Source organism: Pseudomonas uvaldensis, from assembly GCF_021271205.1.
GTDB lineage: Bacteria > Pseudomonadota > Gammaproteobacteria > Pseudomonadales > Pseudomonadaceae > Aquipseudomonas > Aquipseudomonas uvaldensis.
In genome coordinates this window covers 448,747-474,739 of record NZ_JAIWKS010000006.1, presented here as the reverse complement: position 1 = coordinate 474,739, position 25,993 = coordinate 448,747, and the positions used below count along the sequence as shown (strand labels likewise).

The following is a 25,993-nucleotide window of genomic DNA, read 5'->3' as shown; positions in this document are numbered from 1 at the left end:
AAATAGGCAGACCCGTCCCGCAAAGGTTCTGCGGCGGTCTACATATCTTGCAATCAAGGCCTGTTTGAACAAAACCGGCAGACCCGCTTCATTCAAGGAGCAAGGCCTCACTTAACACCGATCCTCGATAAGGAAATCAAGGAATGTCATCTACCCTGAATTACGCCTACACCCCCGCGCAGGTCACCGCGGCGTATGACGAGATCATTGCCACGCTGTTGAAGGGCATCACGGCCGAAACGGTTCCCAAAATGCTGATTACCGCCGGGTCCCAAGGCTCGGGTAAAACCTACCTGCTGGAAAAAAGCCTTCTGCCCACCGGACGCTACGACAACTACGTACGCCTGTACCTGCCCGAGTACCGTGAGAAACATCCGCAGTACGCCCGGATGATCAAGCACGGCGTACTGCACGCTTATGAACATACGGAAGCATTCGTCCGGGACATCGGCACGAAAATCTTCGAGAAAGCTTTCCAATGCAAATACAACATCATCATGGAGTGTGCGTTCGACAGCCTTGATTTCGCCGCCTTCCCCCCGGCGGCGACGGCTGCCGGGTATCAGTTCGAAACCCACATCATCGCCTGCAAGAAAGCCTTCGCCCACCTGTCGAGCATCCAGCGCGCACTCAAGAGCCTGGAAAAGCAGGAAATGGAACGGTTTGTCCCGCTCTCGGCGCTGAACGCCAGCCTCGGTAACGCCCAGGCGACCATCCACGCCTTCGAGACGGCCGCCAAGGCGGTCAGCGGCTCGCAGATTTTCCTGTATGAACGCGGGTTCGGCCCCTTGAAAGAACGTGTCCTGCGCGTCCAGAGCCTCTATAGCCAAAGGTCAGGCGGCGCCGTGGTCATCAGTGGTTCCAAGGTAGCCTACACAAGTGTTTTCGAGCCCATCGTCAATAATCGCCTCCACCTCATTGGTGATCGGGAGGAAATGGTCAAGGAATGCCACCTGGCGTTGTCCAAGGCGCAGATTCACGCTGACCATGTGCCCGAGTCTGTTTTCAATGACCTGTACGCTTATATCCTCAGGTATGTCTATCGATGAGCCAGGAACAGTAGTGTCGAATGCGCCGCCGCGCCTTGGGATCGCCGCGCAAATCCAGTGGGAGCGAGCCTGCTCGCGATGGCAGTGAATAAGTCGATGCAGATGTCGAATGACAGGCCGCTATCGCGAGCAGAGCTCGCTCCCACAGGTTCGCGGTATGATGGCGGCCCGGTTCGCAGCCTGACAGGCACGCAGGACAACCCCATCCACACGAGGAACAAAGATGACCCCCTGGCTGACGATCGTGGGCATCGGTGAAGACGGCTTCAAAGGTCTGGGCCGCGCGGCCCGCCACGCCTTGCTGCAAGCCTCGCGCATCGTCGGCAGCGCCCGTCAGCTGGCGCTATTGCCTGCATGCATCCGCGGCGAACGGGAGCCATGGCCCAGCCCGTTTTCCCTCGAAACGCTGCTGACGCGGCGGGGAGAGCCGGTGTGCGTGCTGGCCAGCGGCGACCCGATGTTCTACGGCGTGGGCGCCAGCCTGGCCAGACAGCTCCCGACTGACCAGATGCAAGTCTTCCCTGCCCCATCCTCCTGTTCGCTGGCGGCGGCACGCATGGGTTGGCCATTGCAGGACGTGGTCACTCTGTCGTTGGTTGCGCGTCCCCTGGCCGTGCTCAACGCCCATTTGTCCACAGGCGTCAGGTTGGTGATATTGAGCAATGACCGGCACAGCCCGGCCGCGGTGGCAGCGCTGCTACGCGAACGCGGCTTCGGCCCCAGCCCGATGACCGTGCTTGAACACCTCGGCGGCCCGGCGGAACGACGCATCGAAAACTGCGCCGCGCAATGGTCCGACCCGACCATCGCCGACCTGAACCTGATCGCCGTCGAATGCCGGGCCGAGCTCCACACATCGCGCCTGTCTCGTCTGGCCGGTCTGCCGGACAGCGCGTTCGAACACGACGGCCAATTGACCAAGCGCGACGTGCGCGCAATCACCCTGGCCCGCCTCGCCCCGCTACCAGGCGAATTGCTGTGGGACGTGGGCGCTGGCAGCGGCTCCATCGGCATTGAATGGATGCGCACCCACCCCAGTTGCCGGGCCCTGGCGATTGAAGCCGACGAAGGGCGCCAAGGGTTGATCGAGCGGAATCGCGACACCCTCGGCGTGCCGGGCCTGCAATTGATTCGTGGGCGAGCGCCCCAGGCCCTCGAAGGGCTGGAGCCGCCGGACGCCATCTTCATCGGTGGCGGAGTGACCCGCGAAGGCGTGCTTGACGCCTGCTGGGACCGGCTCAAGCCCGGCGGACGACTGGTGGCGAACGCCGTGACCCTGCAAAGCGAGATGACGCTGATGGACTGGCGCGAACGTCACGGCGGCGAACTGACCCGCATTCACGTCGCCCAGGCCCAACCACTGGGCGAGTTCGACACGTGGCGCCAGGCGCTGCCGATCACCCTGCTGGAGCTGGTAAAACCTCTCGATGCGTGACGAAACCGCCGAACAACCTGCCCCCCTGCGCAGTGGCCTGACCACCGGCAGTTGCGCCACGGCCACCAGCCTCGCGGCGGCGCGCCTGTTGCTGGGCGGCAGTTGTGCCGATGCCGTGGAAATCGTGCTGCCCAAGGGCAGACAGGTGCAGATGCGCCTGGAGTTCTGTCGGCTGACCGAACAGGGCGCCGAGGCCGGCACAATCAAGGATGCCGGTGACGATCCGGACGTTACCCACGGCGCATTGCTGTTTTCCCAGGTGCGCCTGTTGACCGAGCCGGGGGTACGTTTCCTGGCCGGGCGCGGCGTCGGTACCGTGACACGCCCCGGCCTGGTGCTGGCGGTCGGTGAGCCGGCGATCAACCCGGTGCCGCGCCAGATGATCAGCGATCACCTCGGTCGGCTGGCGGTGGAAACCGGCTACGCCGGCGGCTTCGAGGTCACGGTCAATGTCGAGGGCGGCGAAGCCTTGGCGCTGAAAACCATGAACCCTCGGCTGGGGATTCTCGGCGGTTTGTCGATCCTCGGCACCAGCGGCATCGTCCGGCCTTTTTCCTGCGCGGCCTATATTGCCTCGATCCACCAGGGCATCGACGTGGCGAAGACCAACGGCTACCTGCACATCGCCGCCTGCACTGGCAACGCCAGCGAAGACACCATGCGCCGGGTCTACAACCTGCCGGAAATCGCCCTGATCGAGATGGGCGATTTCGTCGGTGCCGTGCTCAAGCATGTGCGCAAGGTCCCGGTGGAAAAACTCAGCCTGTGCGGTGGCTTTGGCAAGATCAGCAAGCTTGCCGCCGGCCACATGGATTTGCATAGCCGTCACTCAAGCATTGACCTGCCCCAACTGGCTGACTGGGCAGCCAGTATCGGCGCCGATGAAGCATTGCAACAAGGTATCCGCGACGCCAACACCAGCCAGCAAGCCCTGGCGATGGCCAGCGCCGCCGGCATCGTCCTCGGCGACGTGGTATGCGAGCACGCCCTGGCCTTCGTCCGCAGCATCGTACCGGCCGAGGTCCAGGTGGAAGTCTTCGCCATCGACCGCCAGGGCGGCATCGTCGGCCATGCAGGATCACTGAAATGAAACGTATCCTACTGTTGGGCGGCATCACTGAAGCCCTGGCCATCGCCCGAACGCTAGGACCGCAACACATCTACAGCCTGGCGGGCATCGGCCGCGTCCCGACGGACCTGACTTGCCAGGTGCGCGTCGGCGGCTTCGGCGGTGCCGAAGGGCTGGCGCAGTTCATCCGCGAACAAGGCATCGACCTGCTGCTTGACGCCACCCACCCCTACGCCGCGCAGATCAGCCACAACGCCGCCCACGCAGCCCGCGTCTGCGGCATTCCCTGCTGGGCCCTGCGCCGTCCGGCCTGGCAGCCCCAGGCCGGCGACGACTGGCGCGACGTGGCCGACTGGGCCGAACTGATCCAGGCCCTGAAACCCTTTCGCCGCCCCCTGTTCACCCTGGGCCGCGAACCGCTGCAACACCTGCACGAAATCCCGCCAGAGCAGTTCTGGACCTTGCGCGCCCTGGACGTCTACCCCGGTAACGAACGATGCGAAGTCATCGGCGCACGCGGACCCTTTCACCTCGAAGACGAGCGCGTATTGTTCGAGCGGCGACAGATCGATGTGCTGATCAGCAAGAACAGCGGAAGCACGGCTACTGAGCCGAAGCTGGAGGTGGCGCGGGAGCGTGGGGTGCCGGTGTTGGTGTTGAAACGGCCGGTGTTGCCAGGGGTGGACAGGGTGTTTTTGACGCTTGAAGAAACATATACGGCGTTGGCGCCTTCAAGCTTATGAGCCAAGATCGCGGCCTTGCATGAACAGTAACCTATTTGTTACCTTCAAGGCCGAACGTGATCACACTCGAAGAATACATACAAGACAACGATACAAGCCCGTTCCAGCGCTGGTATTCCAGTCTGGACAACCAAGCGGCGTACAAGTAACGCAATGGCTCTAACTCGAAGCTATAAACATACAATTGCCGAACGCGCGCAGCGTGATCCTGAATTCGCTCAGATCCTGCTGGATGAGGCCGCCACCCTGTTTCTAAATGGAGAGCCGGAGATGGCTAGGATGATTCTCCGTGATCTCGTCAATGCTACCGTTGGTTTCGAAGAGCTGGCCAAGGAAACCTCTAAACCCAGCAAAAGCTTGCATCGAATGCTCTCGGCCAAGGGCAACCCAAGCATGGACAATCTGGCAGCAATTTTTGCGGTGATACGCACAACACTGAGGGTCAATATGCAGGTACATGCTGTGCCGGCGCATTGAAATATACGATATCGCACCGTCGCGACATCCCCCGCGCCTAATCTATTGCTACTGTTAACCCAAACCCTGCGACCCTACACCGCACACGCCTTTTTTACTTCTGCCCCCCGATCAGGCTAAATACCGCCACCTGATCGCCCAACCGAGCGGATTGCCCCATGTCCCGACAACGGCTTGCATTTGCCTGGATCGCCTGCTTCGCAGTGCTGTTCAACATGCTTGCCATGCCGCTGTCCGGCGCCGCCGGGGCGAGCATGAATGCGCCGGTCGAGCAGCTGTTGTGGGGCAGCTTCTGTTCGTCCAGCGGCACGAAGATGGTGGCGATCTCCCTGGGCAAGTTCGAGCAGGGCACGCCGTCGAAGGACGACCACTCGACGATGCAGCATTGCTGGTGCTGCTCGGGTTCGCCAGCGTCGGTGGCGCTCGCCGGTCAAGCCCCGCAGTTGTATCTCGATGCCCGGCCGGTCCAGGGCGGTGTCATCCCCCCGGCACTGGACAGTCCTACGCCACGCCAGCAATGGCCGAGCCTCAATCCCCGTGCTTCACCTCTGGCCTGATTCCTTTCGCAAACATCTGCGCCTTGAATCGTTCCGGAGAATTGTCATGTTGAAGAAACTTATTCTGCTCGCCCTGCTGCTTCCCGTTGGCTTCGCCCAAGCTCACCAATACAAGGTGGGCCAGCTCGAAATCGGCCATCCCTGGTCCCAGGAACTGCCGCCGAACGCGCCGACCGTGGCCGCATATTTCGTGATCCACAACACCGGTACCACCGCCGATAAACTGCTCAGCGTCGACGCTCCCATCGCCGGCAAGGCCGAGCTTCACGAGCATGTGAAGCAGGACGACCTGATGAAGATGCAACCCGTGCCTGTCGTCGAGATCGCTCCGGGCGCCACCGTCACCTTCGCGCCGATGGCCTATCACGTGATGTTGCTTGAACTGAAGGACCGCAGCCCGCTGAGCGACGGCAAGCGTTTCCCCATGACCCTGCATTTCGAGAAAGCCGGGGACATCACCGTTGAGGTTGCGGTGCAGAAAAAAGCCTCCGACGGCACCCAGGTCGAAACCCACACGCACTGATACCTGCCCATGGGTCTTCCCCGCACCAGGCCAGCCAAACCCCGCCGCCAGTCGATGAGCCTGGCACGCGGCAGCTGGATCAGCCTGTTTGCCATGTTGATGATCTTCATCGGTCCGCTGATTTCTCAGTCGATGCCGATGGGTCAACCCATGGCCGTGTCCATGGATATGTCCATGCCGATGGACATGTCACCGAGTGCCCATGCGACCCATGAAGCCCCGGCGGCCGAACACTGCCAGCCCCGGAGCGAACACCATGCGCTGTGGGAGAAGTGCGGCTATTGCAGTTTGCTGTTCAATTGCCCCGCCCTGCCGGGTGGACAATCCTTCACCGCTTTCGATACCCCAACGACCACTACCTACACCAGCCCCTCCCCCCGCCTGGGCCATGCCCGGACGTCGTTCTTCCCGGGTGCCCGCACCCGCGCACCACCCTTCGACGCGTAGATCCGACACTTACTTTCACCCGGTCGCACAAGACAGCCCCAGGTTGCCCGACCGTGTCGTTTACGTCTGTTCGATGGAATCATCATGTCCAGGTTTTCCGCCGGCATCGCATTGGGCACCGCCCAGGTTCGATGCCACCCTTTACGCTCCGCGCTCGCCGCGTTATGCGGCCTTCTGCTCGCCCCCCACACACTGGCCGAGGAACACGACCATCACGAGGGCCTGGTCGAAGAATTGAGTCCGACGGTCATTACCGCCATCGCCCCCAGTTCGCCCCTGACGGTCGTCACCAACCCCAAGGACCCGCGCCAGCCGGTACCGGCCAGCGATGGCGGTGACTACCTCAAGACCATTCCCGGCTTCGCCCTGGTGCGTAATGGCGGTACCAATGGCGACCCGGTGCTGCGGGGCATGTTCGGCTCGCGACTGAATATCCTCACCAACGGCAGCATGTTGCTGGGCGCCTGTCCCGGGCGGATGGACGCGCCGACGTCCTACATATCACCGGAAACCTACGACAGGCTCACCGTCATCAAAGGCCCGCAAACCGTACTCTGGGGCCCTGGCTCATCCGCCGGGACCATCCTGTTCGACCGCGAACCGGAGCAGTTCGGCGAGCTCGGCAGCCGGGTCAACGCCAGCGTGCTGGCTGGCTCCAACGGCCGCTTCGACAAAGTGCTGGATGCTGCCGCCGGTGGTCCGCTGGGTTATGTCCGGGTGATCGGCAACACCGCCCACTCGGACGATTACCGCGACGGCAATAACGACACGGTGCCGTCGCGCTACGACAAATGGAACGGCGACGTCACCCTCGGCTGGACGCCGGATGCCGATACCCTGCTGGAACTGACCGCCGGCAAGGGCGACGGCGAAGCGCGCTATGCGGGGCGCGGCATGGATGGTTCGCAGTTCAAACGCGAAAGTCTGGGGCTGCGCTTCGAACGTTCAAACCTGGGCGAGGTGCTGGATAAGATCGAGGCACAGGTCTACTACAACTACGCCGACCATGTGATGGACAACTACACGCTGCGCACACCATCCGGCACCGGAATGATGGCCGGGCCAATGGCCTCTAACGTTGATCGCCGGACCCTCGGTACACGGATCAAGGCCACCTGGCGCTGGGCCGACGTGCAGTTGATCAGCGGCCTGGACGCCCAGACCAACGAACATCGCCAGCGCAGCAGCATGGGCATCGATACCTACAAGGACCTGCCCCGCACCAAGGACGCCGATTTCCACAACTACGGCGTGTTCAGCGAACTGACGTGGTACGCCGCCGACCGCGACAGGCTGATCACCGGCGCCCGCCTCGACCGCGCCTCGGCCAGGGATTACCGGCAAAGTATCGGCTCCGGCATGTCGTCCCGCCCCAACCCCACCGCCGACGAAACCCGCGCCGACACACTGCCCAGCGGTTTCGTACGTTACGAACATGATCTGGCCGACAGCCCTACTACCCTTTATGCCGGCCTGGGCCACGCACAACGTTTTCCGGATTACTGGGAGCTGTTCTCGCCAAACACCGGCCCCAGTGGCTCGGTGAATGCTTTCGACTCGATCAAGCCGGAGAAAACCACGCAGCTGGATTTCGGCCTGCAGTACAAGAGCGAAACCCTGGAGGCCTGGGCGTCGGGTTATGTCGGGCAGGTACGCGACTACATCCTGTTCGATTACACCCCCGGCATGATGGGGACGACTTCCCGGGCCGAGAACATCGATGCCCGGATCATGGGCGGTGAGCTGGGCGCGGCCTACAAGCTGACCGAGCACTGGAAAGCCGACGCCACCCTGGCCTATGCCTGGGGCAAGAACAGCAGCGACGGCAGCGCCCTGGCGCAAATGCCGCCGCTGGATGCGCGCCTGGGCCTGACCTACAGCGAAGAGCGCTGGAGCGCCGGCGCCCTGTGGCGCGTGGTGGCGGCGCAGAACCGTGTCGACGAGAACAAGGGCAACGTGGTGGGCAAGGACTATGGCAAGAGCTCGGGCTTCGGCGTGTTCTCTCTCAACGGCGCGTACCGCATCAACTCGCATTGGAAGGTCAGCAGCGGCGTCGACAACCTGTTCGGCAAGGCCTACGCCGAACACCTGAACCTGGCCGGCAACGCCGGGTTCGGCTACCCGGCGAGCGACCCGCAAGCCATCAACGAACCGGGGCGCACCTTCTGGACCAAGGTGGACATGAGTTTCTGACAGCATCGCGGGCAAGCCTTGCTCCCACAGGGATTACTTCATTCCTGTGTCAACAAAACCTGTGGGAGCAAGGCTTGCCCGCGATCGGTTGCCTGGCAACCGCAAAAAACATAACAACCCAATTAGCCCTGCGGAGCGCTTTTCGATGAGCCAACCGAAAACGAATTTCTACAACCTGGCCTGGCGCTGGCATTTCTATGCCGGGCTATTCGTGGCGCCCTTCATGGTGATGCTGGCCCTTACCGGCATCATCTATCTGTTCAAGCCACAACTCGATCCGTTGATGTACGGCGACCTGCTGAACGTCCCGGCCGGGCATCACGCGATGACCGCCGACGACCTGCTCAAGCAGGTCCGCCAGGCCTACCCCGAAGGCCAGGTCAAACAGTACCTGCCGCCGATCAGCGCCGAGCGCAGCGCGCAGTTCGTCGTCATCGACAAGGGCCGGGAACTGAACGTGTTCATCGACCCCTACCATGGCGACGTGCTGGGCGAGCAGGATGCAAAGAACAACCTGCAAGCCATGGCCCGGGCAATCCATGGCGAGTTGCTGATCGGCACCGTCGGTGACCGGCTGGTGGAAATGGCCGCCGGCTGGGGCGTGGTGCTATTGGTATCCGGGCTCTACCTGTGGTGGCCTCGCGGCCAGTCGTCGGCAGGGGTGTTGTGGCCCCGTTGGGCGGCGCGTGGTCGGGTGTTCTGGCGCGACCTGCATGTCGTCGCAGGCTTCTGGGGCGCCGCATTCCTGCTGGTGATGCTGCTCAGCGGCATGACCTGGACCGGCTTCTGGGGCAAGCAATACGCCGACCTCTGGAACCGCTTCCCAGCGGCCATGTGGAACGACGTGCCCAAGTCCGACGTCGAGGCGCGCAGCCTCAACAATGCTCATCGCCAGACCGTGCCCTGGGCCGTGGAAAACACCCCGATGCCGATGTCCGGCGACCATGCCGAGCACATGAACCATGGCGACATGCACGCAGGTCCCGCCGCCCCGACCGTCAGCCTGCAAGCGGTGCAGGACATCGCCCGCGAACGCAACGTGACGCCCGGCTACAGCATTACGCTGCCAAAGACTTCCACCGGGGTGTTCACAATTTCCGTCTTCGCCGACGACCCGCGCAACGATGCGACCCTGCACGTGGATCAGTACACCGGCAAAGTCCTGGCGGACGTACGCTGGGAGCACTACAGCGTGGTTGCCCGCGCCACCGAAACCGGCGTGATGCTCCACGAGGGCAAGATGTTCGGCCCGCTGAACCAGATCATCGTGCTGCTGATCTGCCTGATGATCCTGTTCAGCGCCGTGAGCGGCCTGGTGATCTGGTGGAAGCGTCGGCCCGAGGGAAGATTCGGCGTGCCGCCGTTGCGTCATGACTTGCCGACCTGGAAGACCGGGGTGTTCATCATGCTGGCTCTGGCGGTGATGTTCCCGCTGGTGGGGGCTTCGCTGGTGGTGATCTGGATCGTCGACCGCGTGTTGATTTCGCGCTGGTCGCCAGGCACCAACAGCGATGCCGTACGATGAAAAAACGATCAGGGTCGAAACAGGTCCCCACAGGACTCCTGTTGAAGGATGCCGTTGCAGATGTGAAGACTTTTCACCTCGATGACGCTGACCCCTTCGACCTCGTTGGGCGTGCCTCCACCGTAGGCGTTTCTGCACGTCACTGTGATCCGGCATTGCCCGTTGCCCTGAGGCTCGATCATCGCGCGAGGTGGGCGCCCCTCCACGGCGCTCACCGTCGCCTTGCAGCTGGAGCTGATCGGGTTGGCCCCCCATGCCTGCTCGCAGGAAAGCTCGGAAGTAGCAGCAGGGCGGATGAACAGACACCAGAAAGCCAGCGCGCCGACAAGCACCCGAAACCTGGACATTGTCATGGCTTTCAACCTCGCTTGAGGGAGAAGCAGGCTGACCCGCATCCGACAGGCCTTGCGGTCGTTATTAATACCAATGCCGCTTCAGACTACTTCGGTCGCGAGCGACAGCATTCGGGGCAAAACGGCAAACGCGGAGTCAACGCTGATTCCGCGCCGCCGGACCTCGACTCCTTTCAAAGTCATGGAGCGACCTTGAGCACTCCGTTGATATTTTGCAGCTTGGACAGCGTATCGGGCGTGCCACGGAAGGAATTCGGCATGCCATTGTGGGTTGGGCCTACCGTGCACCAGGTATGAAGCAAGCACTGCCCGTTGCCTTCATCCTTGATATCGGCCCAGCCGCCCCCTATTCCTTGGCCTTGCGCCCCGCAACTCTGGGCGGCCGAGCTTTTTCGCCACCCCTCGGTGCAATCATCCGCCAGCGCGATTTGATGAATACCTGCCAGCAATGCTGCCAGGGTAAGTCCATTTATCAAGCGGTTCATCGATTCATCCTCATGATGAGTAGTGGAGACTCCAGAGTAGAAGCCAACCGCAGCCAGATAAACTGTAATAAATGACAGTGCATTTAACTGATTAGGCATTACCTTTCTCTTTTTTAGACGGCAAAGCTACAACGCAATCACTGCCCCCGGTTGCAGGGCGACCTGTCAACCGGAGCCAATCTAATCCTGTGGTTGAAGACGGCGCGTTAACGGAAAGCGGCGCGAACCATTACAATCGCGCCCGCTATTGGAAAAACGCGAACACAACCCTGTGGGATGCGCGCGCCCCACATGACTTGAGTAGATGCATGACCTCCCTGTCCCTCACCCACCTCGCCTGGACACCCCTGGGCCAGGGCCACTGCCATCACCAATTCCAGCTGCGTGACGTGACGCTGCAAGTGGCGGCCGGGGAGTTTGTCGGTTTGATCGGTCCCAACGGCAGCGGCAAGACCAGCCTGTTGCGCTGCGCTTATCGCTTCAATCGGCTGGAAAGCGGTGAGGTGACGCTCGACCATCGCAATATCTGGCGACAGTCATCGCGCTGGTGCGCGCAGCGTATCGCCGTGGTGTTGCAGGAATTTCCCGACGCCTTTGGCCTGACGGTGGAAGAAGTGGTCGCCATGGGTCGTACACCCCACAAGGGCCTGTTCGATGGCGATAACCATGAAGACCGGCGCCTGGTACTCCAGGCCCTGGCAGCCGTCGGGCTGCAAGGCTTCGGCGACCATGGCTTCGCCACCCTGTCGGGCGGCGAAAAGCAACGTGTCATCCTGGCCCGTGCCCTAGCCCAGCAGCCGCAACTGTTGATCCTCGATGAGCCGACCAATCACCTCGACCCCCGCTATCAACTGCACTTGCTGCAACTGATCAAAGGCCTCGGCATCGGCACCCTCGCCAGCCTTCACGACTTGAACCTGGCAGCCGCCTTCTGTGACCGGCTGTACGTCATCGACCACGGCCACATCGTCGCCAGCGGTACACCGCGGGACGTCCTGACCGCCGCGCTGTTGCGCGACGTGTTCGGCATCGACGCCCTGGTGGACGCACATCCCCTGGCCGGCTACCCACGAATCACCTGGATAACCCAACCATGACCCTGCGTTCCCTGCTACTGTTGCCACTGCTGCTGTGCAGCGCTCAGTCCCTGGCCGAAGCCACCCGCTATCCATTGACGATCCAGAGCTGCAACCGTCAGGTGGTGTTCAACGAAGCACCCCGGCATGCCGTCAGCCATGACATCAACATGACTCAGATGATGCTCGCCCTCGGGCTCAAACCGCGCATGGTGGGCTATAGCGGCATCAGTGGCTGGAAGGCCGTGACGCCCGAGATGGCGAAGATCCTCGATGGCCTGCCGGAACTGGCGGCCAAGTACCCCTCGGTGGAAACCCTGCTCAGTGCCAACGTGGATTTTTTCTTCGCCGGTTGGGACTACGGCATGCGGGTGGGCGGCGACCTGACGCCACAGACCCTGCAACCGCTGGGCATCAACGTATACGAGCTGACCGAATCCTGCGCCTTCGTCATGAAGCGTCCGGCGGCTTCGCTGGAAGACACCTATAACGACCTGCGCAACCTGGGGAAGATCTTCGATGTGCAGGATCGCGCCGAAGCACTGATTGCGACGATGCAGGCCCAAGTGGCCGAGGTCCGCAAGCAGTTGCCGCCTGATCGACCTCGGGTGTTCCTGTACGACAGCGGTGAAGACCGCGCCATGACCTCCGGCCGGCTCGGCATGCCCCAGGCACTGATCGACGCGGCCGGTGGGCGCAACATCCTGGATGATCTGGAAACCAGCTGGACCCGGGTTAATTGGGAAAACGTGGTGGAGCGCAATCCCCAGGTCATCGTGATCGTCGACTACGGCGAAATCAGCGCCGAGCAAAAGCAACAGTTCCTGCTGGACAACCCGGCCTTGCAATCGGTGGACGCGATCAAGCATCGCCGTTTCATTGTGATTCCCTACGTCCAGGCCACGCCGGGGATCGATAACGTTCTGGCGGTGCAGACCCTGGCGAAGGGTTTTCACGCCCTATGAGCGCTCGTCGCTATGGCGCATTGCTGGTGCTGCTCGGCGTGTTGATGCTGGTGTCCTGCGTGGTGTCCCTGGGCTTCGGCCCGGCGCGGGTACCGGTGGCCGTGGTCTGGGACATTCTGTTGAACAAGGCTTTCGGTATCGGCGACGCCTACTGGCCGCCCGGCCAGGAAAACATCGTCTGGCTGATCCGTGTGCCGCGCCTGTTGCTCGGGGCCTTGGTGGGCGCGGGGCTGGCGTTGATCGGCGCGGTGCTGCAAGCGGTGACGCGCAATCCGCTGGCTGATCCACACCTATTGGGCGTCACGTCTGGCGCAACCCTGGGGGCAGTGATCGTGGTGCTGCATGTCGGCGAAATCGTCGGTCTGCTGACCCTGCCCCTGGCCGCGTTCGTCGGCGCGTTGCTGAGCATGTTTTTGGTGCTGGCCGTTGCCAGCCGCCAGGGTCGCCTGGAAAGCGACCGCCTGTTGCTATGCGGGGTGGCGGTGTCGTTCGTGATGATGGCGGCGGCCAATTTACTGCTGTTCCTGGGGGACCATCGCGCCAGCTCTGCCGTGATGTTCTGGATGCTCGGCGGCCTGGGCCTGGCGCGGTGGGAGCTGCTGGCGGTGCCGGCCGTCAGCGTATCGCTGGGGCTGGTGTTGCTGCTGGGCATGGCCCGGCCGCTGAATGCATTGATGGCCGGCGAGCAGACCGCCGTGACCCTGGGGCTGAACGCAGCGCGAGTGCGCTTGTGGATCTTTCTGATTGCCTCGCTGATGACCGGCGTGCTGGTGTCCATCAGCGGCTCGATCGGTTTTGTCGGGCTGATGGTGCCGCACATTGCCCGGCGCCTGGTGGGTGCCGAGCATCGTCGGCTACTTCCAGCGTGCGTGCTGCTGGGCAGCCTGTTCTTGATCTGGGTGGATGTCGCCGCCCGCACCCTGATCGCCCCCGAGGACCTGCCGATTGGTGTCGCCACCGCGGCCATCGGCGGGTTGTTCTTCATCGGTTTGATGCGGCGGCGCTGACTTTCAAGGCTTGCACACACCCCCATTGTGGGAGCGTCAATGACCGCAATCAACACGCCCCAATGTGGCGCGTCAGGTCGCACCAGCCATCGCATGACGAGCACTCCTGGTGCACCACCCTGTCCATTCCCTGCGCCATCCCCTTGTTTCAAAGCCTCTCCCCAACCGGGCACACCCCTTGCAAAAGCCCCGTTCAGCGTCCGCATCTGCCCACCAAGAACACTCATAAAGTCACGGAGATCGCACAATGAAACGTCGTAGCTTGATCAAGGCTTTCACACTCTCGGCCAGTATTGCCGCGATGGGCATGGCCTGGACCGTCCAGGCCGCCGAAACCATCAAGGTCGGTATCCTGCATTCGTTGTCCGGGACCATGGCGATTTCCGAGACGTCTCTCAAGGACATGGCGCTGATGACCATCGACGAGATCAACGCCAAGGGCGGTGTGAACGGCAAGAAACTGGAAGCGGTGGTCGTGGACCCGGCGTCGAACTGGCCGCTGTTCGCCGAGAAGGGCCGGCAGTTGCTGACCCAGGACAAGGTTGCCGTGGTGTTTGGTTGCTGGACCTCGGTATCGCGTAAATCCGTGTTGCCGGTGTTCGAAGAACTCAACGGCCTGCTGTTCTACCCGGTGCAATACGAAGGCGAAGAGATGTCGCCGAACGTGTTCTACACCGGCGCAGCACCGAACCAACAGGCGATTCCGGCGGTGGAATATCTGATGAGCGAAGAAGGCGGCAGTGCCAAGCGCTACTTCCTGCTGGGCACCGATTACGTTTATCCACGTACCACCAACAAGATCCTGCGTGCGTTCCTGCACTCCAAAGGCGTGGCGGACAAGGACATCGAAGAGGTCTACACCCCGTTCGGTCACAGCGATTACCAGACCATCGTCGCCAACATCAAGAAATTCTCGGCCGGCGGCAAGACGGCGGTGATTTCCACGGTCAACGGCGACTCCAACGTGCCGTTCTACAAGGAGCTGGCGAACCAAGGCCTGAAAGCCACCGACGTTCCGGTGGTGGCGTTCTCCGTGGGCGAAGAAGAACTGCGCGGTATCGACACCAAGCCGTTGATCGGCAACCTGGCGGCGTGGAACTACTTCGAGTCGGTGGATAACCCGGCGAACAAGAAATTCGTCGAGGCATGGAAAGCCTACGCCAAGGCCAAGAACCTGCCCGGCGCCGACAAGGCCGTCACCAACGACCCGATGGAAGCCACCTACGTCGGTATCCACATGTGGGCGCAAGCGGTGGAAAAAGCCAAGTCCACCGACGTCGACAAGGTGCGCGAAGCCCTGGCCGGCCAGACCTTCGCCGCACCGTCGGGCTACACCCTGACCATGGACAAGACCAACCACCACCTGCACAAGCCGGTGATGATCGGCGAGATCCAGGCCGACGGTCAGTTCAACGTGGTCTGGCAGACCGAAGGCCCGATCCGCGCCCAGCCGTGGAGCCCCTTCATCGCCGGCAACGACAAGAAGCCTGACTATGCGGTGAAGAGCAACTGAGCCCATGGGTGTTGGCCCCAATCCCCGGGCCGACACACAATCCTTGTGGGGGCGGGCTTGCTCGCGAATGCGGACTCATGTTCAACATTTGAGTCGCCTGACACACCGCATCGCGAGCAAGCCCACTCCCACAAAAAAGCCCTGCGCAAGGCCTGACATATGCCCACTGCCCTGTACCGCATCATCCTCGCCCTGGTGCTGCTATTACCCGCGGTCGCCTATGCCGGCGACGCCGAGGATTTCGTCGCCGCCAACCCGACCCAGCAGGCCAGACTACTGGAAACCTGGGCGGCGCAGCCCGAGCCTGAGCGCGTCGAGCTGGTCAATGCCTTGCAACAAGGCCAGTTGACCGTCGACGGCCAACCCAAGACCCTGCGCCTGAACAACCGCTTGCGAGGGCTGATCGAAACCGCCCTGGCCAGCCATCAATTGCTGGCTGCCGATGCCCGTGTACGCCTGGGCGCCGCGCAGCAGTTGCAGAAAAGCGCCCGTCCGGCACAGCTGGCTTTCCTCGACCGGCAACTGGCCGGTGAACAGGACGAAGATGTGCACGCCGCCCTGAGCCTGGCCCTGGCGAATCTGCAACTGGTGGATACCAACCCGAGCGTGCGCCTGAACGCCGTCCGGCTGCTGGGTGAAACCGGCGACCCGCTGGCTCGTACCCGCCTCGAAGGCCTGCTCGAACCCGGCGTCGAAACCGATGCCGGCGTACGCACCGCCGCCGAAACCAGCCTCAGCCAGGTCAAGCGCAAGCTCCTGGTGGGCGAACTGCTGGGTCAAGCCTTCAGTGGCATGTCCCTGGGTTCGATCCTGCTGTTGGCGGCGTTGGGCCTGGCGATCACCTTCGGCTTGCTGGGGGTGATCAACATGGCTCACGGCGAGATGCTGATGCTCGGCGCCTACTGCGCTTATGTCGTGCAGATGCTGTTCCAGCGCTTCGCCCCGAACGTCATCGAGTTTTACCCGCTGATCGCCCTGCCGGTGGCGTTTTTCATCACCGCCGCCATTGGCATGGCTCTGGAGCGCACGGTGATTCGTCACCTCTATGGGCGTCCGCTGGAAACCCTGCTCGCCACCTGGGGCATCAGTCTGATGCTGATCCAATTGGTGCGTCTGGTGTTCGGTGCGCAGAACGTCGAAGTCGCCAACCCGGCCTGGTTGTCGGGCGGGATCCAGGTGTTGCCAAACCTGGTGCTGCCGTACAACCGCATCGTCATCATCGCCTTCGCGCTGTTCGTCGTAGGGCTGACCTGGCTGTTGCTGAACAAGACCCGCCTGGGCCTGAACGTCCGCGCCGTGACCCAGAACCGCAACATGGCCGCCTGCTGCGGCGTGCCCACCGGTCGCGTGGACATGCTCGCCTTCGGCCTCGGCTCGGGCATCGCCGGGCTCGGCGGCGTGGCCCTGAGTCAGATCGGCAACGTCGGCCCGGACCTGGGCCAGAGCTACATCATCGACTCGTTCCTGGTAGTGGTCCTGGGGGGCGTCGGTCAGTTGGCCGGTAGCGTGTCCGCCGCGTTCGGCCTGGGCATCGCCAATAAAATCCTCGAACCTCAGATCGGCGCGGTGCTGGGCAAGATCCTGATCCTGGCGCTGATCATTCTGTTCATCCAGAAGCGTCCGCAAGGCCTCTTCGCCCTCAAAGGACGGGTAATCGACTGATGAACCAGCCCCTGATGCTCACCGCCGCGCAAAAAGCCGGCCCCAAAGTCACCGTCGTCGTCGGTGCGCTGATCCTGGTCTTGCTGCTGAGCCTGCCGCTGCTGTCGCTGCTGCCGCCAGACAGCGTCCTGCATGTCTCGGCCTACACGCTGACGCTGGTGGGCAAGATTCTCTGCTACGCCATCGTCGCCCTGGCGCTGGACCTGGTCTGGGGCTATGCCGGTCTGCTTTCCCTGGGTCATGGCCTGTTCTTCGCCCTCGGCGGCTACGCCATGGGCATGTACCTGATGCGCCAGGCCGCGGGCGACGGATTGCCGGCATTCATGACCTTTCTGTCATGGACCGAGTTGCCCTGGTACTGGACCGGCACCGACAGCTTCCTCTGGGCCCTGGGCCTGGTGGTGCTGGCCCCCGGTTTGCTGGCGCTGGTGTTCGGCTTCTTCGCCTTTCGTTCACGGATCAAGGGCGTGTATTTCTCAATCATGACCCAGGCCCTGACCTTCGCCGGGATGCTGCTGTTTTTTCGCAACGAAACCGGCTTCGGCGGCAACAACGGCTTCACCAACTTCCGCACGATCCTGGGCTTCGGTATCACCGAGCCAGGTACTCGCGCCGTGCTGTTCCTGCTGACCGTGCTGTTGTTGGCGGCCAGCCTGTTCATCGGCTGGCGCCTGGCCCGCAGCAAGTTCGGCCGAGTGCTGACCGCCCTGCGCGACGCGGAAAACCGCCTGATGTTCTGCGGCTACGATCCGCGAGGGTTCAAGCTGTTCGTCTGGGTGTTGAGCGCTGTGTTGTGTGGCCTGGCTGGCGCGCTGTATGTGCCGCAAGTAGGCATCATCAACCCCAGTGAGATGTCGCCGACCAACTCCATCGAAGCCGCCGTGTGGGTGGCCCTTGGCGGTCGCGGCACCTTGATCGGCCCGCTGCTGGGCGCCGGGGTGGTGAACGGCATGAAGAGCTGGTTCACCGTGGCGTTTCCTGAATACTGGCTGTTTTTCCTCGGTGCGCTGTTCATCGTCGTAACGCTGTACCTGCCCAGGGGCGTAATCGGATTGCTGAAGAAAAGGGGCGAATCATGAGGATCACACCCACGGCTCAGTTCATGCTCGAACCGGCTTTCTATCCGCCGGAACCCAACAAGGACGCCGGCAGCAGCCGCGACGCCATCGGCCTTGGTCAGGCTGCCGGCGAAGGCCTGAACACCCGCCACGGCACCATCCTGACCCTGGAAGACATCAGCGTCAGCTTCGATGGCTTCAAGGCCCTGAACAATCTGAACCTGTACATTGGCGTCGGCGAACTGCGCTGCATCATCGGCCCCAACGGCGCGGGCAAGACCACGCTGATGGACGTGATCACCGGCAAGACCCGACCCAGTCACGGCAAGGCCTGGTTCGGCGAAACCCTGGACCTGACCGCCATGAGCGAAGTGCAGATCGCCCAGGCCGGCATCGGCCGCAAGTTCCAAAAACCCACGGTATTCGAAGCCCTGAGTGTGTTCGAGAATCTGGAGTTGGCGCTGAAAACCGACAAGTCGGTGTGGGCCAGCCTGCGGGCGAAACTGACGGGCGAGCAACACGACCGCATCAATGAAGTGCTGGAAACCATCCGCCTCACCCCATCGGCCAATCGAACCGCCGGGTTGTTGTCCCACGGGCAGAAGCAATTCCTGGAGATCGGCATGCTGCTGGTCCAGGACCCGCAACTGTTGCTGCTCGACGAACCCGTGGCGGGCATGACCGACGCCGAGACCGACTTCACCGCCGAGCTGTTCAAGTCCCTGGCGGGCAAGCATTCGCTGATGGTGGTGGAACACGACATGGGTTTTGTCGGCGCGATTGCCGATCACGTTACCGTGCTGCACCAGGGCAGCGTGCTGGCCGAGGGGTCACTGGCGCAGGTGCAGGCCGATGAGCGAGTGATCGAGGTGTACCTCGGTCGCTGATCGCTCCCACAGGAGTTTGAGGAGAATCTGGAAGATGCTGCAAGTCGACAAGCTGCACCAATACTACGGCGGCAGCCACATCCTGCGGGGCCTGTCGTTCGACGCGAAGATCGGTGAAGTCACTTGCCTGCTGGGGCGCAATGGCGTGGGCAAGACCACCCTGCTCAAGTGCCTGATGGGCCTGTTGCCGGCCAGGGAAGGTGCGGTGAGCTGGGAGGGCAAGCCGATCACCACCTTCAAACCCCACCAGCGGGTTCACGCCGGCATCGCCTACGTGCCCCAGGGCCGGGAGATTTTCGGCCGGCTGACGGTGGAAGAAAACCTGCTGATGGGCCTGTCGCGCTTCCCCGGCTCCGAAGCCAAAGAAGTGCCGGCGTTCATCTACGAGCTGTTCCCGGTGCTGCTGCAAATGAAACAGCGTCGTGGCGGTGACCTGTCCGGCGGCCAGCAACAGCAACTGGCGATTGGCCGGGCGCTGGCGAGCCGGCCACGGTTGCTGATCCTCGACGAACCCACCGAAGGCATCCAGCCGTCGGTGATCAAGGAAATCGGTGCCGTCATCAAAAAACTGGCAGCCCGGGGCGACATGGCGATTTTGCTGGTGGAGCAGTTCTACGATTTCGCCGCCGAGCTGGCCGATCAATACCTGGTGATGTCCCGGGGCGAGATCGTGCAACAGGGACGTGGCGAAAATATGGAAGCCGAGGGTGTGCGCGGACTGGTTACGATCTAGTCTTGAGCGTCCCGATAATCATCAGAAATCATGAATCTACCTTTATCTTCGCCGCCCCTGTTTACGCCGAGCTGGCACGCCGAGCTGGAACTTGGCTACGCCCGGTTCGGCGATTGCACGCGCCCGGTACAACGCCGCCACCAAGGTCCGTTGCGGGTGCAGAAGCATTTGTACGCCGAAGGCCCCGAGGTTTGCCAGCACATCATTGTCCATCCACCGGGCGGGATCGCCGGCGGTGACCGCCTGGATATTTCCGCCAACGTAGGCCCTGGCGCCTGGGCGCAGTTGACCAGTCCCGGCGCTGCCAAGTGGTACCGCGCCGCCGGCCCTGCCTGTCAGCAATTGACCTTGAACGTAGCTCCCGGCGCGACCCTGGAATGGCTGCCCCAGGAAACCATCGTGTTCAGCGCGGCCCAGGCCGAACTCAGCACCAGCATCGACCTGCACGGTGATGGGCGCTTGTTCTACTGGGACATGGTTGCCTTGGGTCGCCCCGCCAGCGGCGAGCGCTTTGATCGTGGGCACTTCCAATCGCGGCTGGACATTCGCCGCGACGGACAGTTGCTCTGGCACGAACGCCAGCGCATTGTCGGCGGCGACGGCCTGCTCGACTCCCCCATCGGACTGGGCGGTGAGCCGGTATTCGCCACGCTACTTGTAACCGGTGAAATTGGCAGCGAGTTGCTGGAACAGTGTCGCTCTCTAGGGCACCCCGTGCGCGGTGACCTGACGCAGTTGCCTGGCCTGCTGGTAGCACGGTGTCTGGCGAGCGAGGCGTTGCTGGCGCGGGGGTGGCTGATTGAACTGTGGCGGCATCTGCGCCCGGCCTTACTCGGTAGGGAGGCGTTGCCCCCAAGAATCTGGAGCACATGAATCCCTTGTGGGAGCGGGCTTGCTCGCGAATGCGGACTCACGTCGTTCACTATTTAATTCGATTGACACATCGTCTTCGCGGGCAAGCCCGCTCCCACAAGAAACCGTACATAGCCCGAAATGTTTATCTGCCTTTGATGGATTGCACATGGACCTGACCCCACGCGAAAAAGACAAATTGTTGATCTTCACCGCCGGCCTCGTTGCCGAACGACGGCTGGCCCGTGGCCTGAAGCTCAATTACCCGGAGGCCATGGCCTTCATTTCCGCAGCCTTGCTCGAAGGCGCCCGCGACGGCCAGACCGTGGCCGAGCTGATGCATTACGGCACGACACTGCTGACCCGTGAGCAAGTGATGGAAGGCATCCCGGAGATGATTCCGGAGATCCAGGTCGAAGCGACGTTTCCCGACGGCACCAAACTGGTCACCGTCCACCAGCCCATTGCCTGAGGGCACGCCATGACTTACTTCGTCCGTGACGCCCGCCTCGCCGATCTGCCGGCCATCCGCGACATCTACAACGATGCGGTGCTCAATACCACCGCCATCTGGAACGAACAGGCGGTGGACCTGGCTAATCGCCAGGCCTGGTTCGACGCCCGACAATCCCAGGGCTATCCGGTGCTGGTGGTGGTCGATACCGATGAAAACACACTCGGCTACGCTTCATTCGGCGACTGGCGCCCCTTCGATGGCTTTCGCCACACCGTCGAACACTCCGTGTACGTGCGCAGCGACCAACGAGGCAATGGCCTCGGACCCTTGTTGATGGCGACGCTGATCGAGCGCGCCAGGGATTGTGGCAAGCATGTCATGGTGGCCGCCATCGAAAGTGGCAACACGGCCTCGATTCGCCTGCACGAGCGGACCGGTTTCGTCACCACCGGGCAGATGCCCCAGGTGGGCACCAAGTTCGGTCGCTGGCTCGACCTGACCTTCATGCAGTTGATGCTCAACCCAGGGGCGCCCGCGCCTGCCGTCGACAAGGAGTGAACCCCGATGAACGCCGCCCAGTTGCGCCGAGTCCACGCTGAAAGCTTTGCGCATTATCGCCAGGGCCTGATCGATCTGTTGCTCGACGCCGTGGGCAACGGCGCCAGCGTCGGCTTCATGGCTGACCTGGATGCGACCCAGGCCCGCGCCCATTTCGATGAGGTACAGGCCGGCCTCAACCAGGGCAGCCTGTTGCTGTGGGTGGTGGTCAAGGATGAGCAAGTGCAGGCCAGTGTCCAACTCGCCCTGTGCCAGAAACCCAATGGCCTCAACCGCGCCGAAGTGCAAAAGCTGCTGGTGCGCGGCGATGCCCGTCGCCGTGGCCTGGGCCAGCAACTGCTGAGCGCCCTGGAACTCGGCGCGCGCCAGCACAAGCGCGGCCTGCTGTACCTCGACACCCAGGCCGGCTCCGACGCCGAGGCGTTCTACCGCGCCATGGGCTACACCCGCGTCGGTGAACTGCCCGACTACTGCCAAAGCCCGGACGGGACGTACACCCCGACCGCTATCTATTACAAGCTCTTGGGGCAACCACAATGATTCCAGGCCAATACCAGGTCCAGCCCGGCGACATCGAACTGAACGCTGGCCGCCGCACCCTGACACTGACCGTTGCCAACAGCGGCGACCGGCCGATCCAGGTCGGCTCGCACTATCACTTTTTCGAAACCAACGACGCCCTCACCTTCGAGCGCGCCGCCAGCCGCGGCATGCGCCTGAACATCCCGGCTGGCACAGCCGTGCGCTTCGAACCGGGCCAGAGCCGGGAAGTCGAGCTGGTCGAACTGGCCGGGTTGCGGCGGGTGTTTGGGTTTGCCGGACGGGTGATGGGTGACCTTTAACCTGTAGGAGCAAGGCCTGTGGGAGCAAGGCTTGCCCGCGATGAAGCTGGCGCGGTTCGACCTGGGGCAATGATGCTGCCATCGCGATACAAGAGACGCCCTCTCTTGTCAGGCCGCGTCATCGTTCATCGCCAGCAAGCTGTGCTCCCACAGATTTAGCTTCACAAATTGACATTGAATTCCAAGGCAAGCACATGAAGATCTCAAGACAAGCCTACGCCGATATGTTCGGCCCCACCGTCGGTGACAAGGTCCGTCTGGCCGACACCGAGCTGTGGATCGAAGTGGAAAAGGACTTCACCACCTATGGCGAAGAAGTGAAGTTCGGCGGCGGCAAGGTGATTCGCGATGGCATGGGCCAGGGGCAGTTGCTCGCCGCCGAAGTCGTCGACACCCTGATCACCAACGCACTGATCATCGACCATTGGGGCATCGTCAAGGCTGATGTCGGCCTCAAGGACGGGCGCATCGCGGCCATCGGCAAGGCCGGCAACCCGGACATCCAGCCCCACGTGACCATCGCCATCGGCGCCAGCACCGAAGTGATCGCCGGCGAAGGCATGATCCTCACCGCCGGCGGTATCGACACCCACATCCATTTCATCTGCCCCCAGCAGATCGAAGAAGCGCTGATGAGCGGCGTCACTACCATGATCGGCGGCGGCACCGGCCCGGCCACCGGGACCAATGCCACCACCTGTACCTCGGGTCCCTGGCACCTGGCGCGCATGCTCCAGGCTGCCGATGCTTTCCCGATGAACATCGGCCTCACCGGCAAGGGCAATGCCAGCCTGCCAGAGCCGTTGATCGAGCACGTCAAGGCCGGCGCCATTGGCCTGAAGTTACACGAAGACTGGGGCACCACCCCGGCGGCCATCGATAACTGCCTGAGCGTCGCCGACCAGTACGATGTGCAAGTGGCGATCCATACCGACACCCTCAACGAATCCGGCTTCGTGGAAACCACCCTGGGGGCATTCAAGGGCCGCACCATCCATACCTACCACACCGAAGGCGCCGGCGGCGGTCACGCGCCGGATATCATCAAGGCCTGCGGCTTCGCCAACGTGCTGCCCAGCTCCACCAACCCGACCCGCCCGTTCACCCGCAACACCATCGACGAGCACCTGGACATGTTGATGGTCTGCCACCACCTGGATCCCAGCATTGCCGAAGACGTGGCGTTCGCCGAAAGCCGCATCCGCCGCGAAACCATCGCCGCCGAGGACATCCTCCACGACCTCGGGGCGTTTTCGATGATCAGCTCCGACAGCCAGGCCATGGGCCGGGTCGGCGAAGTCATCACCCGCACCTGGCAGACCGCCGACAAAATGAAAAGACAGCGCGGCGCCCTGCCCGGTGACGGCGAAGGCAACGACAATTTCCGCATCAAACGCTACATCGCCAAGTACACCATCAACCCGGCGATCACCCACGGCATCAGCCATGAAGTAGGCTCCATCGAAGTGGGCAAGTGGGCCGACCTGGTGCTGTGGCGCCCGGCGTTTTTTGGCGTCAAGCCGACCCTGATCCTCAAGGGTGGCGCGATTGCCGCCAGCCTGATGGGCGACGCCAATGCCTCGATTCCGACGCCGCAGCCGGTGCACTACCGGCCGATGTTCGCCAGCTTCGGCGGTTCACGCCACGCCACCAGTCTGACGTTCATCAGCCAGGCCGCCGCCGAAGCGGGGCTGCCGGAACAACTGGGCTTGAAAAAGAAAATCGCCGTGGTCAAAGGTTGCCGCGACGTGCAGAAGACCGACCTGATCCATAACGACTACCTGCCGACCATCGACGTCGACCCGCAGACCTATCAGGTCAAGGCCGACGGCGTGCTGCTATGGTGTGAACCGGCCGATGTGCTGCCGATGGCGCAGCGGTATTTTCTGTTCTGACTGACGTGCAGCCCTGCTGGGAAGGCCTTGTGGGTGCGATACCTGTGGGAGCAAGGCCTGTGGGAGCATGGCTTGCCCGCGATGGGCTCAACTCCGTTTTCAAGCCTTGAGGCGCCGGTATCGCGAGCAAGCTTTGCTCCCACGGGTATCCCGCAGCTGCTTTGCTCCTGATTCAGCCCACCAACCGCCCCAACCGCTGCTTGAGCATGCGGTTCTCGGTACGCAGCTGCTGCACCTCTTCCAACAGATCCAGCGCCAGGGCGACGCCTTCCCATTCAAGGTCCAGGTCCTGCCGCAGCTTGGCCGCACGCCGCGCCAGGACCAGTTCGTAGTCGGTGAAACGCCATTCCGCCGGGGCATTGCCGTGGGGCTCGAGGATGCCGTGCTCGACGATCTCGATCACATGGACATCCGCCAGCGCGGCGGCCTCGCAGAATTCCGTCAGGTTCAGTTCAACGATCGGGTTGTTCATGGTCTGCTTCTCCCAATGCCTTGACTGTCGAGTCTAGCCTTCAAACAATCAGAAATTCGCCCGCGGATCGAACGCGGCTTTTTTCGCCAGCTCCGCCCACAATGCCTTGACCGAATCGTCATTGGTCTTGGGCATCACAGCCTTGAGCTGCACGAACAGGTAGCCCCGCTCGCCCGCCTTGTTGCGCAAGCCGTGGCCCTTGGCGCGCATGCGCTGGCCGTTCTGGCTGCCGGCCGGCACCTTGAGGTTGATCTTGCCGGTGAGGGTCGGGACGGCCACTTCGGTGCCCAGGGCCAACTCCCAGGGCGCCAGCGGCAACGTGATGATCAGATCCTGGCCTTCGACGTCGAACTTGGGGTGTGGTGCGAAGCGAATGGTCAGGTACAGGTCGCCATTGGCGCCGCCACCGACACCCGGCGCGCCCTGGCCCTTGAGGCGGATGCGTTCGCCGTCAGTCACCCCCAGGGGGATCTTCACGTTCAGACTTTTACTGGTATTGCTGACGTGCTGCCCCGCCGCATTGTGCTGGGGCACGTGGTAGCTGACCTTCTTCGACTCGTTGGACAGGGTCTCTTCCAGGAAAATCGGTAATTCCAGTTCCACGTCCTGCCCCCGACGGCCGGCGTTGCGACCTGATTGTCCGCCACCGAAACCCGACCCGCGGTTGCCGAAGATCGAACTGAAAAAATCCGAAAAATCCCCGCCGTCCTGGCCTCCGAAACCGCCACGGCTTTGCCAGCCCGGCGGTCCCTGGAACGGCTGGCCGTGCTGGCCGTAGCGGCGCAGGTCGTCGTATTCGGCACGCTTGTCGGCGCTTTTCAGCGCTTCATAGGCTTCGGAAACGTCCTTGAACTTGGTCTCGGCGTCCTTTTCCTTGCTGACATCCGGGTGGTATTTGCGCGCCAGTTTGCGATAGGCGGCCTTGATCGTGCTGTCGTCAGCCGTCGGCTCCACACCCAGAATCTTGTAATAGTCTTTGAAGTCCATCTAAGCATCACCATCCGTTATCGATGTCGCACCGCCACGCACAGCATGCCCGGATGACCGGACACCGGGTTTGACCGATCTCAAGGTTGTGACCGGACGGCGCATCAGAAGTTTATCGGCAGCCGGCGGCGGTTCTTGCATCCGCCCTGTGGCCCGCCAGGTTGATGCCTGCA

Annotated in this window: 27 protein-coding genes; 24 read left to right on the top strand and 3 right to left on the bottom strand. The window is 62.5% G+C overall.

The features are described from left to right. Positions 1-143 precede the first annotated feature (143 nt). The 10 genes from LCU97_RS16945 (at position 144) to LCU97_RS16900 (ending at position 10,018) form a co-directional block, all read left to right on the top strand. Complete coding sequence (locus LCU97_RS16945) at positions 144-1,049, top strand: zeta toxin family protein (RefSeq protein WP_053155515.1); 906 nt, start codon at positions 144-146, stop codon at positions 1,047-1,049. A 223-nt stretch (positions 1,050-1,272) separates the two neighbouring features. Then, entirely contained in the window at positions 1,273-2,484 is a 1,212-nt protein-coding gene (gene cbiE, locus LCU97_RS16940) for a precorrin-6y C5,15-methyltransferase (decarboxylating) subunit CbiE (RefSeq protein ID WP_232777247.1), read from the top strand. After that, a complete protein-coding gene (locus tag LCU97_RS16935; RefSeq protein WP_232777246.1) occupies positions 2,477-3,574 on the top strand; it encodes a cobalt-precorrin-5B (C(1))-methyltransferase in 1,098 nt (365 codons plus the stop codon). The genes cbiE and LCU97_RS16935 overlap by 8 nt, the downstream gene beginning before the upstream one ends. Further along, positions 3,571-4,296: a cobalt-precorrin-6A reductase gene (locus LCU97_RS16930; protein ID WP_232777245.1), complete on the top strand. Its 726-nt coding sequence runs from the start codon at positions 3,571-3,573 to the stop codon at positions 4,294-4,296. Before LCU97_RS16935 ends, LCU97_RS16930 begins: the two co-directional genes overlap by 4 nt. A gap of 153 nt (positions 4,297-4,449) precedes the next feature. Then, on the top strand, positions 4,450-4,773 hold the full coding sequence (locus LCU97_RS16925; protein WP_232777244.1) for a helix-turn-helix domain-containing transcriptional regulator: 324 nt from the start codon (positions 4,450-4,452) through the stop codon (positions 4,771-4,773). A gap of 158 nt (positions 4,774-4,931) precedes the next feature. Beyond that, on the top strand, positions 4,932-5,330 hold the full coding sequence (locus LCU97_RS16920; protein ID WP_232777243.1) for a DUF2946 domain-containing protein: 399 nt from the start codon (positions 4,932-4,934) through the stop codon (positions 5,328-5,330). A gap of 46 nt (positions 5,331-5,376) precedes the next feature. Then, complete coding sequence (locus tag LCU97_RS16915) at positions 5,377-5,853, top strand: copper chaperone PCu(A)C (protein ID WP_232777242.1); 477 nt, start codon at positions 5,377-5,379, stop codon at positions 5,851-5,853. Positions 5,854-5,907: 54 nt separating this feature from the next. After that, the gene (locus LCU97_RS16910) at positions 5,908-6,300 is read left to right on the top strand and encodes a DUF2946 domain-containing protein (RefSeq protein ID WP_053155687.1); all 393 of its coding nucleotides are present in this window, start codon (positions 5,908-5,910) and stop codon (positions 6,298-6,300) included. Between the two features lie 84 nt (positions 6,301-6,384). Then, positions 6,385-8,493, top strand: coding sequence for a TonB-dependent copper receptor (locus tag LCU97_RS16905; RefSeq protein WP_232777241.1), 2,109 nt, complete (start codon positions 6,385-6,387; stop codon positions 8,491-8,493). Between the two features lie 145 nt (positions 8,494-8,638). Beyond that, complete coding sequence (locus LCU97_RS16900; RefSeq protein ID WP_232777239.1) at positions 8,639-10,018, top strand: PepSY-associated TM helix domain-containing protein; 1,380 nt, start codon at positions 8,639-8,641, stop codon at positions 10,016-10,018. A gap of 532 nt (positions 10,019-10,550) precedes the next feature. Here the strand turns inward: LCU97_RS16900 and LCU97_RS16895 are convergent. Beyond that, positions 10,551-10,955: a hypothetical protein gene (locus LCU97_RS16895; protein ID WP_232777238.1), complete on the bottom strand. Its 405-nt coding sequence runs from the start codon at positions 10,953-10,955 to the stop codon at positions 10,551-10,553. Positions 10,956-11,164: 209 nt separating this feature from the next. Between LCU97_RS16895 and LCU97_RS16890 the strand changes: the two genes are divergently transcribed. The 14 genes from LCU97_RS16890 (at position 11,165) to ureC (ending at position 24,361) form a co-directional block, all read left to right on the top strand. Beyond that, on the top strand, positions 11,165-11,953 hold the full coding sequence (locus LCU97_RS16890) for an ABC transporter ATP-binding protein (RefSeq protein WP_232777236.1): 789 nt from the start codon (positions 11,165-11,167) through the stop codon (positions 11,951-11,953). After that, entirely contained in the window at positions 11,950-12,897 is a 948-nt protein-coding gene (locus LCU97_RS16885) for an ABC transporter substrate-binding protein (protein WP_053155533.1), read from the top strand. Before LCU97_RS16890 ends, LCU97_RS16885 begins: the two co-directional genes overlap by 4 nt. Next, positions 12,894-13,904 carry a FecCD family ABC transporter permease gene (locus LCU97_RS16880; protein WP_053155535.1) on the top strand — a complete coding sequence of 337 codons (1,011 nt, stop codon included), beginning with the start codon at positions 12,894-12,896 and terminating at the stop codon, positions 13,902-13,904. Before LCU97_RS16885 ends, LCU97_RS16880 begins: the two co-directional genes overlap by 4 nt. A gap of 247 nt (positions 13,905-14,151) precedes the next feature. Then, positions 14,152-15,417 (top strand): urea ABC transporter substrate-binding protein, encoded by a 1,266-nt coding sequence (urtA, locus tag LCU97_RS16875; RefSeq protein WP_232777234.1) that lies wholly within the window; start codon positions 14,152-14,154, stop codon positions 15,415-15,417. A 159-nt stretch (positions 15,418-15,576) separates the two neighbouring features. Beyond that, positions 15,577-17,079, top strand: a complete 1,503-nt coding sequence (gene urtB, locus LCU97_RS16870) for an urea ABC transporter permease subunit UrtB (RefSeq protein ID WP_053155538.1) — start codon at positions 15,577-15,579, stop codon at positions 17,077-17,079. Further along, on the top strand, positions 17,079-18,158 hold the full coding sequence (urtC, locus tag LCU97_RS16865) for an urea ABC transporter permease subunit UrtC (RefSeq protein WP_053155540.1): 1,080 nt from the start codon (positions 17,079-17,081) through the stop codon (positions 18,156-18,158). Before urtB ends, urtC begins: the two co-directional genes overlap by 1 nt. Beyond that, positions 18,155-19,024: an urea ABC transporter ATP-binding protein UrtD gene (gene urtD, locus LCU97_RS16860; RefSeq protein WP_053155542.1), complete on the top strand. Its 870-nt coding sequence runs from the start codon at positions 18,155-18,157 to the stop codon at positions 19,022-19,024. The genes urtC and urtD overlap by 4 nt, the downstream gene beginning before the upstream one ends. A gap of 34 nt (positions 19,025-19,058) precedes the next feature. Then, complete coding sequence (urtE, locus tag LCU97_RS16855; RefSeq protein ID WP_053155544.1) at positions 19,059-19,757, top strand: urea ABC transporter ATP-binding subunit UrtE; 699 nt, start codon at positions 19,059-19,061, stop codon at positions 19,755-19,757. Between the two features lie 30 nt (positions 19,758-19,787). Then, positions 19,788-20,630, top strand: coding sequence for an urease accessory protein UreD (locus LCU97_RS16850; protein WP_232777233.1), 843 nt, complete (start codon positions 19,788-19,790; stop codon positions 20,628-20,630). 148 nt (positions 20,631-20,778) lie between these two features. Then, entirely contained in the window at positions 20,779-21,081 is a 303-nt protein-coding gene (locus tag LCU97_RS16845; protein ID WP_053155549.1) for an urease subunit gamma, read from the top strand. Between the two features lie 9 nt (positions 21,082-21,090). Then, entirely contained in the window at positions 21,091-21,624 is a 534-nt protein-coding gene (locus LCU97_RS16840) for a GNAT family N-acetyltransferase (RefSeq protein WP_232777232.1), read from the top strand. Positions 21,625-21,630: 6 nt separating this feature from the next. Beyond that, the gene (locus tag LCU97_RS16835; protein ID WP_232777229.1) at positions 21,631-22,164 is read left to right on the top strand and encodes a GNAT family N-acetyltransferase; all 534 of its coding nucleotides are present in this window, start codon (positions 21,631-21,633) and stop codon (positions 22,162-22,164) included. Then, positions 22,161-22,466, top strand: coding sequence for an urease subunit beta (locus LCU97_RS16830; RefSeq protein WP_053155556.1), 306 nt, complete (start codon positions 22,161-22,163; stop codon positions 22,464-22,466). Before LCU97_RS16835 ends, LCU97_RS16830 begins: the two co-directional genes overlap by 4 nt. Positions 22,467-22,660: 194 nt before the next feature. Continuing rightward, positions 22,661-24,361, top strand: coding sequence for an urease subunit alpha (ureC, locus tag LCU97_RS16825; protein WP_232777228.1), 1,701 nt, complete (start codon positions 22,661-22,663; stop codon positions 24,359-24,361). Positions 24,362-24,533: 172 nt separating this feature from the next. Here the strand turns inward: ureC and LCU97_RS16820 are convergent, their stop codons facing one another. Together LCU97_RS16820 and LCU97_RS16815 are read right to left on the bottom strand one after the other, a co-directional pair. Next, positions 24,534-24,833 carry a chaperone modulator CbpM gene (locus LCU97_RS16820; protein ID WP_053155560.1) on the bottom strand — a complete coding sequence of 100 codons (300 nt, stop codon included), beginning with the start codon at positions 24,831-24,833 and terminating at the stop codon, positions 24,534-24,536. A 48-nt stretch (positions 24,834-24,881) separates the two neighbouring features. Further along, positions 24,882-25,820, bottom strand: a complete 939-nt coding sequence (locus LCU97_RS16815) for a DnaJ C-terminal domain-containing protein (RefSeq protein WP_053155562.1) — start codon at positions 25,818-25,820, stop codon at positions 24,882-24,884. Positions 25,821-25,993: the final 173 nt, after the last annotated feature.